Source organism: Micromonospora foliorum (genome assembly GCF_022229015.1).
In the GTDB taxonomy this organism is placed as follows: Bacteria; Actinomycetota; Actinomycetes; order Mycobacteriales; family Micromonosporaceae; genus Micromonospora; species Micromonospora foliorum.
In genome coordinates, this window is the sequence record NZ_JAKKFF010000223.1 from 19,627 (window position 1) to 33,528 (window position 13,902).

The 13,902-nt window shown below is 72.5% G+C and carries 12 protein-coding genes, 1 tRNA gene and 1 pseudogene; 4 read left to right on the top strand and 10 right to left on the bottom strand.

Features of this window, described 5'->3' with window-relative positions:
• Window positions 1-110: 110 nt before the first annotated feature.
• Entirely contained in the window at window positions 111-1,481 is a 1,371-nt protein-coding gene (locus PSH25_RS17210) for a cystathionine beta-synthase (protein WP_238660045.1), read from the bottom strand.
• A gap of 71 nt (window positions 1,482-1,552) precedes the next feature.
• Complete coding sequence (locus PSH25_RS17215; protein WP_030328742.1) at window positions 1,553-1,909, bottom strand: YkvA family protein; 357 nt, start codon at window positions 1,907-1,909, stop codon at window positions 1,553-1,555.
• 154 nt (window positions 1,910-2,063) lie between these two features.
• On the opposite strand from PSH25_RS17215, the pseudogene PSH25_RS17220 reads away from it, so the two are divergent.
• The 3 genes and pseudogenes from PSH25_RS17220 to PSH25_RS17230 all read left to right on the top strand — a co-directional run.
• Window positions 2,064-3,127: pseudogene (locus PSH25_RS17220) on the top strand (SGNH/GDSL hydrolase family protein); the annotation flags it as partial.
• The gene (locus tag PSH25_RS17225; protein WP_238660047.1) at window positions 3,113-3,925 is read left to right on the top strand and encodes an SGNH/GDSL hydrolase family protein; all 813 of its coding nucleotides are present in this window, start codon (window positions 3,113-3,115) and stop codon (window positions 3,923-3,925) included. The pseudogene PSH25_RS17220 and the gene PSH25_RS17225, both read left to right, overlap by 15 nt.
• A gap of 79 nt (window positions 3,926-4,004) precedes the next feature.
• Window positions 4,005-5,267, top strand: a complete 1,263-nt coding sequence (locus PSH25_RS17230; RefSeq protein WP_238660048.1) for an acetyl-CoA C-acetyltransferase — start codon at window positions 4,005-4,007, stop codon at window positions 5,265-5,267.
• 11 nt (window positions 5,268-5,278) lie between these two features.
• Here the strand turns inward: PSH25_RS17230 and PSH25_RS17235 are convergent, their stop codons facing one another.
• The 4 genes from PSH25_RS17235 to PSH25_RS17250 form a co-directional block, all read right to left on the bottom strand.
• Window positions 5,279-5,599, bottom strand: coding sequence for a hypothetical protein (locus PSH25_RS17235; protein WP_238660049.1), 321 nt, complete (start codon window positions 5,597-5,599; stop codon window positions 5,279-5,281).
• Window positions 5,600-5,645: 46 nt separating this feature from the next.
• Window positions 5,646-6,404 (bottom strand): Bax inhibitor-1/YccA family protein, encoded by a 759-nt coding sequence (locus PSH25_RS17240; protein WP_238660050.1) that lies wholly within the window; start codon window positions 6,402-6,404, stop codon window positions 5,646-5,648.
• A gap of 138 nt (window positions 6,405-6,542) precedes the next feature.
• The gene (locus PSH25_RS17245) at window positions 6,543-7,358 is read right to left on the bottom strand and encodes a Bax inhibitor-1/YccA family protein (protein WP_238660051.1); all 816 of its coding nucleotides are present in this window, start codon (window positions 7,356-7,358) and stop codon (window positions 6,543-6,545) included.
• A 106-nt stretch (window positions 7,359-7,464) separates the two neighbouring features.
• Window positions 7,465-7,545 (bottom strand) — tRNA-Leu (locus tag PSH25_RS17250).
• A 101-nt stretch (window positions 7,546-7,646) separates the two neighbouring features.
• Here PSH25_RS17250 and PSH25_RS17255 point away from each other — a divergent pair.
• Window positions 7,647-9,506 carry a hypothetical protein gene (locus PSH25_RS17255; RefSeq protein ID WP_238660052.1) on the top strand — a complete coding sequence of 620 codons (1,860 nt, stop codon included), beginning with the start codon at window positions 7,647-7,649 and terminating at the stop codon, window positions 9,504-9,506.
• Between the two features lie 89 nt (window positions 9,507-9,595).
• Here PSH25_RS17255 and PSH25_RS17260 read toward each other — a convergent pair whose 3' ends face one another.
• The 4 genes from PSH25_RS17260 to PSH25_RS17275 all read right to left on the bottom strand — a co-directional run.
• Window positions 9,596-10,927, bottom strand: a complete 1,332-nt coding sequence (locus PSH25_RS17260; protein WP_238660053.1) for an NAD(P)/FAD-dependent oxidoreductase — start codon at window positions 10,925-10,927, stop codon at window positions 9,596-9,598.
• 102 nt (window positions 10,928-11,029) lie between these two features.
• Complete coding sequence (locus PSH25_RS17265) at window positions 11,030-11,590, bottom strand: hypothetical protein (RefSeq protein WP_238660054.1); 561 nt, start codon at window positions 11,588-11,590, stop codon at window positions 11,030-11,032.
• Between the two features lie 75 nt (window positions 11,591-11,665).
• Window positions 11,666-13,102 (bottom strand): DUF58 domain-containing protein, encoded by a 1,437-nt coding sequence (locus PSH25_RS17270; RefSeq protein WP_238660055.1) that lies wholly within the window; start codon window positions 13,100-13,102, stop codon window positions 11,666-11,668.
• Window positions 13,102-13,902, bottom strand: an 801-nt coding sequence (locus tag PSH25_RS17275; protein WP_238660056.1) for an AAA family ATPase, incomplete at its 5' end; no start/stop codon positions are given. The genes PSH25_RS17275 and PSH25_RS17270, both read right to left, overlap by 1 nt.

Below are 13,902 nucleotides of genomic sequence, written 5' to 3' on the forward strand. Positions count from 1 at the left end.
AGTTGTGGTGGGCGCTTTGGGCACGAGTGCCTGCTTTGCGCACCACCACAACTCCATGATCGACGCGAGCGTGGGTGGGGTTGGGGGGGTTGAGGGGTTGGGGGTGGGGGTTAGTGGGCGCCCAGGTGGGACAGGAGGTCCTGGCGGGTTAGGACACCTTTGGGCTTGCCGTCTACCAGGACCAGGGCGGCGTCGGACTTCTCCAGCAGGCCCACCGCCTCGCTCACCGGCTGACCACCACCGATCATCGGCAGCGGGTCGCCCATGTGCCGCTCGATCGTGTCGTGCAGGTGGGCCTGACCGGTGAACAGCGCGTCGAGCAGGTCCCGCTCGGCGATCGAGCCGGCGACCTCACCGGTCACCACGGGCGGCTCGGCCTTGAGCACCGGCAGCTGCGAGACGCCGTACTCGCGCATGTAGTCGATCGCGTCGCGGACGGTCTCGGTCGGGTGCACGTGCACCAGCTCGGGCAGCCCGCCCGGCTTGCTGGCCAGCGCGTCGGCCACCGTCGGCTCGGCGCCGGAGTTGTCGAGGAAGCCGTACCGGGCCATCCACGAGTCGTTGAAGATCTTGGAGAGGTAGCCGCGACCGCCGTCGGGCAGCAGCACCACCACCACGTCGTCCGGGCCGGCCCGGCGGGCGACCTCCAGGGCGGCGACCACCGCCATTCCGCACGAACCGCCGACCAGCAGCCCCTCCTCGCGGGCCAGTCGCCGGGTCATCTCGAAGGACGCCTTGTCGGAGACCTCGACGATCTCGTCGGCGACACCCCGGTCGTACGTCTCCGGCCAGAAGTCCTCGCCGACGCCCTCCACCAGGTACGGCCGGCCGGTGCCGCCGGAGTAGACCGAGCCCTCCGGGTCGGCCCCGACGATGCGCACCCGGCCCTCGGAGGCCTCCTTGAGGTACCGACCGATGCCGGAGATGGTGCCGCCGGTGCCGACGCCGGTCACGAAGTGGGTGAGCTCCCCGTCGGTCTGCTTCCACAGCTCCGGGCCGGTGGTCTCGTAGTGCGAGCGCGGGTTGGCCGGGTTGCTGTACTGGTCCGGCTTCCAGGCGCCGGGGATCTCCCGGGTCAGCCGGTCGGAGACGTTGTAGTACGAGCGCGGGTCCTCCGGAGCGACGGCGGTCGGGCAGACCACCACCTCGGCGCCGTACGCCCGGAGCACGTCCTGCTTGTCCTGGCTGACCTTGTCAGGGCAGACGAAGACGCACTTGTAGCCCTTGAGCTGGGCCACCAGGGCCAGACCGACGCCGGTGTTGCCGCTGGTCGGCTCGACGATGGTGCCGCCGGGCTTGAGCAGGCCGGCGGCCTCGGCATCCTCCACCATCCGCAGCGCGATCCGGTCCTTCACCGAGCCGCCCGGGTTGACGTACTCCACCTTGGCCAGCACGGTGGCCTGGATGCCCTCAGTGACGTTACGCAGACGCACCAGCGGGGTGTTTCCGATCATGTCGACGACGTTGTCGTAGTACTGCACGGTGTGCCCTTCGTTGCGGCGCCGGCGGTGGCGGCCGGGAAGACGTTTCTCGACGCCCAGCGTACGTGTCGTCAGGGCACCAGCCCCCCGGGGATGACCGAGCTGCGGCGGGCCTCCCACTCCAGGAAGCGATCGGTCTCGGCGAGCACGCTGCCGGCCAACCAGGTGACCATGACCGCGTCGTCGGCCAGCCCGAAGATCGCCAGCGGGATCTCCGGGAGCAGGTCGATCGGCGAGACGATGTACGCCGTCGCCGCGGTCATCAGGGCCAGCCGGAGGCCGCCGTCGTACTCCCCCTTGGCGGTGGCTCGGATCATCCGGGGCAGCGCGGCCAACCGCGTGCCGATCGACGGCCCGTTGCGCGCCCCGGCCGCCAGTGCCCGCGCCAGGGCCGTGAACGCCGCGCTGCGCTTCAGTGTCTTACCCATCGTCGCGCTCCTCTCCGCCGGATCAGCGTGGCGGGTCGGCGCAAGTCGGCCGGCCTCTCCCACCCACCCAGATACCCCGTCGCGTCGGTTTCCAGGCACCCGGGTGCCGTCACGACGACAGCGGCGTGTCGGGGCAGCGCGATAATGTCGCGGTATGGGGGTGGCACATTCCGTCGTACCCGGTGGTGAGCGCTGGCGGCAGGCCCGGCGTTTCGTTCGGCTGGCAGCCATCGGGACAGGCGCCACCGCGGCGGCCGCGGTGGCGACCGGCGGGGTGCTGCTCGGCCAGGCCCGCCAGGCTCGACGGACCATCCCGATGGCCGAGGCGCCGCCACCGCGCTGCGACGGGATGTACGGCGCGAAGTTCCCCGGTCCGGCGCTCACCATGGTCGTGCTCGGTGACTCGTCGGCGGCCGGCTACGGGGTGCACCGCCGTCGGGAGACGCCCGGGGCGCTGCTCGCCACCGGCCTGTCCCGTCGACTGCACCGGCCGGTGCGGCTGCACCGCTTCGCGGTGGTCGGCGCCATCTCGGCGGCGCTGCGCCACCAGGTGGAGGCGGCGCTGGAATGCCGACCCGACATCGCGGTGATCCTCATCGGCGGCAACGACATCACCAACCGCACCCCGCGCGGCCTGGCGGTGCGCTACCTGGTCGAGGCGGTGCACACCCTGCGCGACGCGGGGTGCGAGGTGGTCGTCGGCACCTGCCCCGACCTGGGGGCGATCCGCCCGATCCAGCCGCCCCTGCGCTGGTTGGCGCACCGCTGGAGCCGCCAGCTCGCCGCGGCCCAGACGGTGGCCGTGGTCGAGGCGGGCGGCTGGACGGTCTCCCTCGGCGACCTGCTCGGCCCCCGGTTCGCGGCCGAGCCGACCCGCATGTTCGCCTGGGACCGGTTCCATCCCTCCGCCGAGGGGTACGCGATGGCCGCCGCCGCGCTCCTGCCGACGATGCTCTCCGCCCTCGGCGCGACCCCGGAACGACGGGCCACACCGACCCGCGGCGACGGCGTACGGTCGCTGCCGGAGGCCGCGCAGGAGGCGGCTCGACACGCCGGCACGGAGGTCAGCGGCGTCCAGGTCCGGGGCCGCGACCGAGGGCCGGCCGGCCGGTGGGCGCAGCTGCGCCGACGGGCGTTCTTCGGTGTCGGCGCGGTGCCGCAGCAGGGGTCCGCCTCGGACACCTCGACAGTGGAGGGACTGGCATGAACGAGCGCAGCGCGCGGAGCGTGACCTCCGGCCTCGCCGGCCGACTGGGTCGGGCGGCGGCGTTCTCGCTGCTCGCCGGCACCGTCGGGGGCGCCGCCGTCCTCGCCGGTGAGGCGTTCGTCGCCCGGCACCGACGCTACGCCGAGCCGGAGCTGGGCCTGGCCCTACGCGCCACGATCGGCCGGGCGGGCGCCTCCCCCCTGCGACTGGTGCTGCTGGGCGACTCGTCGGCACTGGGCGTGGGTGTCGACCGTCTGGAGGACACCATCGGCGGGCAGTTGGCCAACCTGCTCGCCGAGGGGCCGACCGGCCGTCGGGTGCACCTGTCCAGCGTCGGCGTCTCCGGGTCCCGCTCGACGGACCTCGCCACCCAGGTGGCCCGGGCCCTGCTCGGTGAGCGGCCCGACGTGGCGTTGATCCTGATCGGCGCGAACGACGCCACCGGGCTGCGCCGACCCTCCGACGCGGCGGCCTATCTCGGCGCGGCGGTGCACCGGCTGCGTGAGGCACGCGTCGAGGTGGTGGTGGGCACCTGCCCCGACCTCGGGGCGGTGCGTGCCATCGCGCCTCCACTGCGCCAGGTCGTCGGCTGGGCCGGGCGTCGGGTGGCCCGCGCGCAGACCACGGCGGTGCTGGAGGCGGGCGGCTCGGTGGTCGACCTGGCCACCGAGACCGGGCCCGTGTTCCGGGCCGACGCGGGGACGCTCTGCCAGGACGGCTTCCACCCCTCCGCGGACGGCTACCGGGTGTGGGCGCACGCGCTGCTGCCCGCCGTCATCGCCGCGGCGGCGGCCACGACCCGACGCTAGATCGTTCCCGGCCAGGGGTGACATTTCCCGCCGCGTCCGCTTCTTCCGCGCCATGTTACTGGCGGGTTAACGTTGGTCCATGCCGATTGAGTCGTCCCGCGACGCCGTCATCGTCGCCACCGCCCGCTCCCCCATCGGCCGGGCGCACAAGGGATCCCTGCGCGACGTCCGCTCCGACGACCTCGCCGCGACAATCGTCCAGGCCGCGCTGGACAAGATCCCCGCGCTCGACCCGACCACGATCGACGACCTCTACCTCGGGTGCGGCCTGCCCGGCGGCGAGCAGGGCTTCAACATGGCCCGGGTGGTGTCCACCCTCCTCGGTCTGGACACTGTCCCCGGTGCCACGCTGACCCGCTACTGCGCCTCGTCGCTGCAGACCACCCGGATGGCGATGCACGCGATCCGGGCGGGCGAGGGCGACGTGTTCGTCTCCGCCGGCGTCGAGATGGTCTCCCGCTACGCCCGGGGCAGCTCCGACGGGCTGCCGCCCGAGGCGCAGGCCCTGGTCGGCGGCGGCTGGGAGAACCCGCGCTTCGGGTCGGCCGGCGAGCGCTCGAAGCGCCGCGCGCAGGGCGGCGCCGAGGTGTGGACCGACCCGCGCGAGGCCGGTGAGCTGCCCGACATCTACCTGACCATGGGGCAGACGGCGGAGAACCTGGCCCAGGTGTACGACGTCACCCGCGCCGACATGGACGAGTTCGGCGTACGCAGCCAGAACCTCGCCGAGAAGGCCATCACCGACGGCTTCTGGGCCCGGGAGATCACCCCGGTCACCACGCCGGACGGCACCGTGGTGAGCACCGACGACGGGCCCCGGGCCGGCGTCACCCTCGACGCGGTCGCCGGCCTGAAGCCGGTGTTCCGTCCGGACGGTCGGATCACCGCCGGCAACTGCTGCCCACTCAACGACGGCGCGGCCGCCGTGGTGGTGATGAGCGCCCAGCGGGCCGAGGAACTCGGGCTCACCCCGCTGGCCCGGATCGTCTCGACCGGTGTGACCGCCCTGTCGCCGGAGATCATGGGCCTCGGGCCGGTCGAGGCGTCCCGGCAGGCGCTGCGCCGAGCCGGCATGACCATCGACGACGTCGACCTCGTCGAGATCAACGAGGCGTTCGCCGCGCAGGTCATCCCCTCGTACCGCCAGCTGGGCATCCCGGAGGAGAAGCTGAACGTGATGGGCGGAGCCATCGCGGTCGGCCACCCGTTCGGCATGACCGGCGCCCGGATCACCGGCACCCTGCTCAACGCACTGGAGTGGCACGACAAGACCATCGGTCTGGAGACCATGTGCGTGGGCGGTGGCCAGGGCATGGCCATGGTGCTCGAACGGCTCAGCTGAGCGAGCTGCCCTCAGAGCGCGCCGCGGGTCGCCGTCACCTCGGCGGCGGCCCGGGTCAGCACCTCGGCCCCCGGGTCGACGGCCAGCAGGTCCGCCGTGACCACCCGCAGCTGGTCGGGCAGGGCCAGGTCGTTGTCGAGCCGGGGCACGACCCGACGCGGCTCCCCCTCGGCGTCGGCGGCAAGGTTGGCCATCTCCTGCACGAGGCGGTGCACCAGGTCGGCGCGGGACACGTTGCCGGCGGTCGCGACCGCCGCCCACCGGGGCTGCTGCCAGTGTGCGATCTGACGGACCAGCAACTGCACGGCCTTGTCCAACTCCGCTGCGCTCATCGCCGCCGAGTCTACGGCCGGCACCTACCGCGTCGGGGCGGGCCGGTCAGCGGCGCAGGTAACTGAGCAGCCGCAGCAGCTGCCAGTAGAGGAATACCAACCCGGTGAGCAGGCCGAACGCGCTCAGCCACGCGTACCGACGGGCTCGACCGTCGCGCACCGAGCGCTCGACGAGGTCGAAGTCGAGGATGAAGCTGAACGCCCCGGCGATGATGGCCACCACCGAGAAGGCGTACGGCAGCCAGCCGACCTCCCCACTGACGCTGTAGACGGCCAGGCCCGGTCGCCCGGTGATCAGGTACGACACCAGGTTGACCACGCTGAGCACGGCGATGCCGAGCAGGGTGCCGATCACCAGGCGGGCCAGCCGGGGCGTCGCCCGGATCACCCGGGCCCGGTAGAGCGCCGCCATGCCGAGGAAGACGCCGAAGGTGCCGGCCACCGCCTGCACCACGATGCCCGGATAGACCTGCTCGAAGGTACGGCTCGCCACCCCCAGCAGCAGGCCCTGGAGAAGGGCGTAGCCGACGATCGGCACCGGGTTGGTGATCGCCCGCAACGAGATGACCAGGACCAGCGCGATCGAGGCGAGCGCGCTGCCGGCCAGCGCGGCGCCCAGCCACACCGCGTCGGGGATCACCGCCCAGGACACCGCGGCGGCCACGCCGGTCACCAGCAGCAACCCGACGGTACGGACCACCACGTCGTCGACGGTCATCGGCTCGACGTCACGGGCGCCGAGCACCCGGGCCTCCACCCGGCCGGTCTCGTCCAGCCGGTTGAGCACCGGGTTGTTGCTGCGCACCGCCGCCTCCTTCGCCCGCGTACCCCCCTCGCAGTCACTCTGCCCCGGGCGGACCGGCGGCGGCGGGCAAACGGCGCGGACGACGGCGCCCGCCCCCACCGGAGTGGGGACGGGCGCCGGTCGGCAGTGCGGACGAGGTCAGTCGTCGCCCTGGAAGTAGCTCAGCAGGCGCAGGATCTCGATGTAGAGCCAGACCAGGCTGACCAGGATGCCGAACGCGGCCACCCAGGAGTAGCGCTGCGGCAGGCCCATCCGGACGCCGTCCTCGATCTCCTTGAAGCTGAGCACGAAGCTCAGCGAGGCGACCACGATGCAGACCAGGCTGAAGCCGATGGCCAGCGGGCTGCCGTCGCGCAGGCCGGTGTTGACGCCGAACAGCGCCAGCACCAGGTTGATCATCATGACGGCGAAGAGGCCGACCATCACCGCGATCATGCCCTTGACGAAGGCCGGGGTGGCCCGGATGACCTTCGCCCGGTAGAGCATCGCCATCAGGAAGAAGATGCCGAAGCTCGCCGCGGCGGCCTGGAGCACGATGCCGTCGAAGCGCGTCTCGAACGCCTTGCTGACCATGCCGACGAAGACACCCTCGACGACCGCGTACGCGATCACGAGCGCCGGGTTGGCCATCCGGGAGAACGAAATGATCAAGCCGAGGACCAGGCCGACCACCGCCGCGCCGATCCAGGCGGTACCGACCAGGGCGTCGGGCACGAGCACCCAGGCGGCCGCGGCGGTGATGCCGAGGATGCCGAGCAGAGCGACCGTCTTGACGACCACGTCGTCGACGGTCATGGGCGCCACGGTCGGCGGCGCGGCCGGGTAACCGGCCTGGGACGGGTACTGCTGGGGAATGCCGGGCTGTCCGTACGGCCCGGCCGGGGCGTACCCGGCGGAGCGCTCCCGCTCGGCCGCTTGGCCGAGCCGGGCGAGCACCGGGTTCGAGGTCTTCACTGTCTGGCCTCCCTCAGGGGGTCGTTTGCACGTGAACGTGCCCTCCAAGAGTAAACGGCACAGCCAAGTCCTGGAGATCACGAATGAGAATGTGTGAGTCGACCGGTGCCCGGGGCGGGGGTCGAACCCGCACGCCTTTCGGCAGCCGCTTTTAAGGCGGCCGTGTCTGCCTTTCCACCACCCGGGCGAGTGGCACCGGCGCGCCGACACGCCTGGTGCAGTGTCACCGTAGCCGGTCTGCGGCGACCCGGCGTACCCCGCCGGCGTGGCCACATTAGGGTCGATGCCGTGAGCAGCGCAGCCCCCACGGCCCCCGACGCCGCCCCTGAGCAGGCATTCCGCCTCGCCGATCAGGTCAACCGCCGACCCCGGGCCACCCGGCTGCTGGCCGCCGTCCGCCGCCACCGGGCCGACCTGCTGGCCGCTCTGATCTTCGCGGCGCTGGCCGGCTGGCTCACCCAGGGGCTGTGGCCCGACCCGGGCGCCCGCACCCTGGCGCTCAACCCGGAGGACCAGACCCTCTACGAGTGGTTCCTGGCGGTGGACGCCCGCGCGCTGCTCGGCGACTTCGACCTGCTCACCGACCGGCTCAACGCCCCCGACGGCGTCAACCTGATGGCCAACACCACGGTGATCGCACTCGGCGTCCTCTTCGCCCCGGTCACCCTGCTGCTCGGCGCGCCGGTCACCTTCGCGCTGCTCGCCGCCGCCAACCTCGCCGGCACCGCCCTCGCCTGGTACCTGCTGTTCCACCGGACGCTGCACGCCCGCCGGGTGGCCGCCGCACTCGGCGGTGGGCTGTGCGGATTCGGACCCGGCATGGTCTCGCAGACCAACAGCCACCTGCACATGACCGCCCAGTGGTTGGTGCCGGTGATCGTCTGGCTGGTGATCCGGCTGCTGCGGGCGTCCGACCCGGGGCCGGGAACGCCCGACGGGACCGGCCGTACCCGAACCTCCGGGCCGGATCGTCGGCGACTGTTCACCTCCGCGGCGGGGCTGGCCGGCGCGGTCACCGCACAGGTCTTCATCGGCGAGGAGGTGCTCTTCCTCGCTGCCATCACGCTGTTGGTGATGGCGGTCAGCTACGCCGTGTCGGACCGGGACCTGGCCCGCCGGGCGCTCCCCGGCTTCGCCGCCGGGATGGCGGTCGCCGCCGGGCTCGCCCTGCTGGTGGTCGGCTATCCGCTGTGGTTCCAGTTCGCCGGGCCGCAGGGGGTCGCCGACGGGATGTTCGCCCCGGCCTACTTCTCCGCCGACCTGAGCAGCTGGTGGACGCTCTCCCCGCTGTCGGTGGCCGGCAGCGACGAGTCCGCCCGGCTGACCACCGGTCCCGCCGAGTACAACACGTTCCTCGGCTGGCCACTGCTGTTGGTCGCCGCGGTCTGCGCGATCTGGGTCGGCCGACGCCGGTTGGTCTTCGCCTGCGTCGTGGCGGGTCTGGTGATGGGGGCGCTCTCGCTCGGCCCGGAGGTGGTGCTCGGCGGCACCAGGACGGCGATCCCAGGCCCGTACGCCCTGATCGGAGGGCTGCCGGTGGTGGACGGGGCGTTGCCGATGCGGTTCGCGCTGGCGGTGCTGCCGATCGTCGCGACGCTGCTGGTGCTCGCGGTCGACCAGGCCCTGCGCAGCTCCGGTCGGGCCCGGCGGCTGGTGCCACTGGCCGTCGGCGTGGCGCTGCTTTCGATCTTCCCGACGCCCCTGCCGACCACCGGCCGACCGGCCGTGCCGGAATTCATCACCGGCGGCCACTGGCGGCAGTGCGTACCGCCGGGCGGGGTGCTGGTCCCGGTGCCGCTGCCCACCCCGAAGGAGCCCTGGCCGATGCGCTGGGCGACCGCCGCCGACGCCGGTTTCGGGGTGCCGGAAGGCTTCTTCATCGGCCCGTACGGCAGGGGCGGCACCGCGGCGATGGGCACCTTCAAGCAGCCCACCTCCGCCCTCCTGGCGGATGTCGCCCGGCGCGGCGACCAACCGGCCATCGGCGACGAGCAGCGCCGCCAGGCCGCCCGCGACGCGGAGTTCTGGGGCGCCTCCTGCGTGGCGCTCACCGACGACGCCCCGCACGCCGAGAGCCTGCGCGCAACCCTGGAGCAGCTCTACGGCCCATCCACCCGGATCGCCGACGCCTGGACCTGGCGCGTCTGACGACGGCGCGCGCGGCCGACATCGGATGCGACAAAGGGGCCCCTTCCTGCCAGAAACGGCAGGAAGGGGCCCCTTTGTGCAGGTGGGGGTCAGACGCGGGGCGCGCCGACCGGCTGGGAGGCCTCGGCGAACTCCTCGCGCGGGTCGTGCAACTGGCCCAGGGCGACCACCTCACGCTTGAGGAAGAACGCCAACGACCAGTCCACCACCACGCGGACCTTGCGGTTGAACGACGGGATCCGGCTCATGTGGTACGTCCGGTGCATCACCCAGGCCGGCCAACCGGTCATCTTGATCCCGTACACCTGGGCCACGCCCTTGTGCAGGCCTAGGCTCGCGACGCTGCCCACGTGCTTGTGCTTGTAGTTCACCGGCTCGCGACCCCGGATCACGGCCGTGATGTTGTCGGCCATCCGGGCGGCCTGGCGCACCGCGTGCTGAGCGCTCGGCGAGCAGAAGTTGCCCGGTTCCTTGGTCAGGTCCGGTACGGCGGCGCAGTCGCCGGCGCTCCAGGCACCCTCGACCACCTGGTCACCGTCGACCACCTGGAGCGTGGGCAGGCAGGTGATCCGCCGACGGTCGTCGCGCGGGAAGTCGGTCGAGTCCAGCATCGGCGACGGCTTCACACCGGCCGTCCAGACGATCGTGTCGGAGCGGAAGCTGTCACCGTCGGAGAGCTTGACCACCCCGTCGACGCAGGACTCGAGCCGGGTGTCCAGCCGGATGTCCATGTTCCGCTTCAGCAGCTGCTGCACGGTATAGGCGCCCATGTCCCGATCGACCTCGGGCAGCACCCGCTGGGTGGCCTCGACGAGCACCCAACGGACCTCGTCCTGCTTGAGCTCCGGGTAGTAGCGCAGGGCGTCGCGAGCCATGTCCTCCATCTCGGCGAGCGCCTCGATGCCGGCGTACCCACCGCCGACGAAGGTGAAGGTCAGCGCCGAACGGCGGACGTCCGGATCCGGCGTGGCAGCCGCCACGTCGAGCCGATCCAGCACGTGGTTACGCAGGTAGATCGCCTCGCCGATGGTCTTGAACCCGATGCCCTGCTCGTGCAGGCCGGGGATCGGCAGGGTGCGGGAGACCGAACCCGGGGCCACGATCACGTGGTCGTAGGTGATCTCCCGGGCCGGGCCGCTGATCGGCTGCACGGTGGCCACCTTGCGGTCGTGCTCGATCCGCGTGACCGTGCCGGCCACCATCTTGCACCGGCGCAACTCCCGCCGCAGCGGCACCACGGAGTGCCGCGGGGAGATGTTGCCCGCCGCCGCCTCGGGCAGGAACGGCTGATAGGTCATGTGGGGCTGGGGGTCCACCACCATGACCTCAGCCTCACGGGAGCTGAGCTTCTTCGACAGGCGCAGGGCGGCGTACAGACCGACGTGCCCGGCACCAACCACAAGGATCCGCTTCGGATTCACGTCGTCTATCTTTCCCCGGCCGGCTCAGGTAATCCCGCTCGCGGCCCCCATCTGTGACGGAGCACAACCCATGTGACCTGCGTAACCCTCAGTTCGCAGTGGTCACCGACGCCGCAGCAGCCAGCCCAGCAACGCGGCCGTCCCCACCGCCACCAGCAGCCCCAGCACGGTGACCCACTGGTATCCGGCTCCCCCACCCGACCCCGCCGCCTGCAACAACAGCACGCCGAGCACGGCGGTACCCAACAGCACGGCGGCCGACCGCACCAACCAACGGCTGATCAACTCGGGGTCGACCACCGCGTCGTAGGGCAACAGCGCGGCCAGCGCGCAGAGGGTGTGCCCCAGGTAGAGCAGGGCCGCGACGGCGAGCAGCCGCCAGAGGGCCACCGGACGGCCGTACCCGTCGGTGGCGAACAGCCAGCCGCCGACCGTGACCAACGCCGTGAAGGTCGCCCAGACCCGGCGCGGCCCGAACGCCGGCAACAGGGCAGCCACCGCCAGGAAGAGGATCGACCGGCCGGAAAGCACCTCCACGGGGAACGCCAGGGCGAACCCGGCAAAGACGATGACGAAGATCCCGACCCGGACCAGCAGCGGGGCCACGCTGACGCGGGACACGGCGTACTGCGCCGCCCGGACCCGCTCCACGACGGCGTTCACCGCGCCCGCCTTTCGTTCGCGACTGCGGGGCTCGCAAGCTCACTCCTCGCGCTCACCGCACCCGCCTCCTTCCGTTCACCGGCCACCCACCCTGGGGGCTGTCGCCAACCGGGCCACATCCCGCAGCACCTGGTCCAGGCTGCCGGCGCCGGCCCAGCGCACCACAGGCACGCCGTGCTCCCGGAGCTGGCCGATCATGATCTCCCGATCCAGACGCCACAGCCGGTACGCCACCTCGGCCCAACCCCGGTCCTTCGGCGACGCCAGGTCGGTCGGCAACGTGTCGACCGCCACCACGAACCGTCCGCCGCGGGCCAGCCGGGCGAGCATCTGCGCCGACCGCTCGTCCAGCAGCGGGGTGAGCACCACCACCAAGGCGTCCGAGGAGAGCAACTGCGGGCCGAAGACCTGGTCGTACGGCTCGTGCGCGGACGCGTGGACCCGGACGTCGAGCAACCACTCCAGGACGGTCAGGTACTGCCGCCGCCCGGCGGCCGGCCGGAGCCGGCGGGCTGCCGGCCCGTACTCCAGCAGCGAGACCCGGTCGCCACGGTGCAGGTAGTGCTCGGCAATCGCGGCGGTGGCCCGCACGGTGGTGTCCAGCACCGAGGCGGCGCCGTTCACCCCACCGGAGCGGCCCGCCTCGGCGAGCACGTCGAGCAGCACCACCACCTCCGCGTCCCGGTCGGAGAGAGTGGCGGCCACGTGCAACTGCCGGGCCCGCAACGAGACCCGCCAGTCGATCCGGCGCAGCCGGTCCCCGGGGGCGAAGACGCGAACACCGGCCAACTCGCCGCCCTCCCCGGGTCGGCGGGAGTGGTGCGCCCCGACCAGGCCGGCGGCGCGGGGCATCGCCTCGACCGCCTCGAACGGCTCGGTACGCGGGTACACCCGCACCCGGACCGGCTCGGTGATCACCGCCCGGGAGACCAGCAGACCACCCGCCGTGGCGACCCGGGCACCGGCGGGACCGATCGGGTGCCGACCCCAGCGCAGGGCCTTGCCGGCCAACTCCAGGTCCACCGCGGCGTCGATCGGCACCGAGGTCACGAACGGCCGGTCCGCGACGGAACGACCCCCGCCGGTGCCCGCCGCACCGGTCGCCGGCACGGCGCTCTGCTCCCCGTCCTCGACGGCCTGGTCGTGGGCGAAGCCGGCCCGGTCGATCCGCAGCCACGGCGACACGCGGGAACGCATCACCACCAGGTCGTAGTCGACCGTGTCCGGGTTGCCGACGGTCACCGCCGCGGTCACGTCGCCACCCTCGACCAGCGGCCCGCCGTCACCCTGGGTGATCCACACCTGCGGTAGCGCCGTGGGCCGCCGTCGCAGCGCGTACGCGGTGCCCAGCGCGAACGGGGCGGCAAGCACGATCAGGTCCACCCGACCCAGCAGCACGCCGGCCACCAGCAGCAGGCCGGCGAGCAGCACCGCGCGACCGAGCGCCGGGGTGGGCGCCCAACCGGCAGTCGATTCCGCTTCGGTGGCCCTCGGCACGGTCGGTCCGGTCATCAGTGCCGGGGCCCGCCGGCGGCGTAGCTGGGCAGCGCGCCACTGGCCGGGGCGGGCGTCGACTCCAGCACCTCACCCACCACGAACGCCGGATCGACCCGACGCAACCACATCTCCGGACGCAGGGTGATCCGGTGCGCCAGGGCGGGCGCCGCCACCGACTTGACGTCCTCCGGCACCACGTAGTCCCGTCCGCCGAACACCGCGCGGACCCGGGCCAGCAGCAGCAGTGCCAGCGAACCGCGAGGTGAGGCGCCAACCAGCACCGACGGGTGCTCCCGGGTGGCCGCGGTGAGCGACACGATGTAACGGCCGATGGAGTCCTCCACCACCACGTCCTCCAGGGCGGCCTGCATGGCCCGCAGAGTTGCCGCGTCGACCACCGCCTTGATGTCCGCCTCCTCCCGGCGACGGCTCATCCGACGGCGCAGCACCTCCCACTCCTCTTCGTGCTGTGGGTAACCGAACGAGACCCGCAGCAGGAACCGGTCCAGCTGCGCCTCGGGCAGCGGGTAGGTGCCCTCGTACTCGATGGGGTTGGCGGTGGCCAGCACGTGGAACGGCTCGTCCAGCTTGTAGGTCACACCCTCCACCGACACCTGCTTCTCCTGCATCGCCTCCAGCAGCGCCGACTGGGTCTTCGGCGGCGTCCGGTTGATCTCGTCGGCGAGGAGCAGGTTGGTGAAGACCGGGCCGGCCCGGAAGGTGAAGTCGCCGTTGCGCTGGTCGTAGAGGAAGGAGCCGGTGACGTCGGCGGGGAGCAGGTCGGGGGTGAACTGCAACCGGCGGAAGTCCAACCC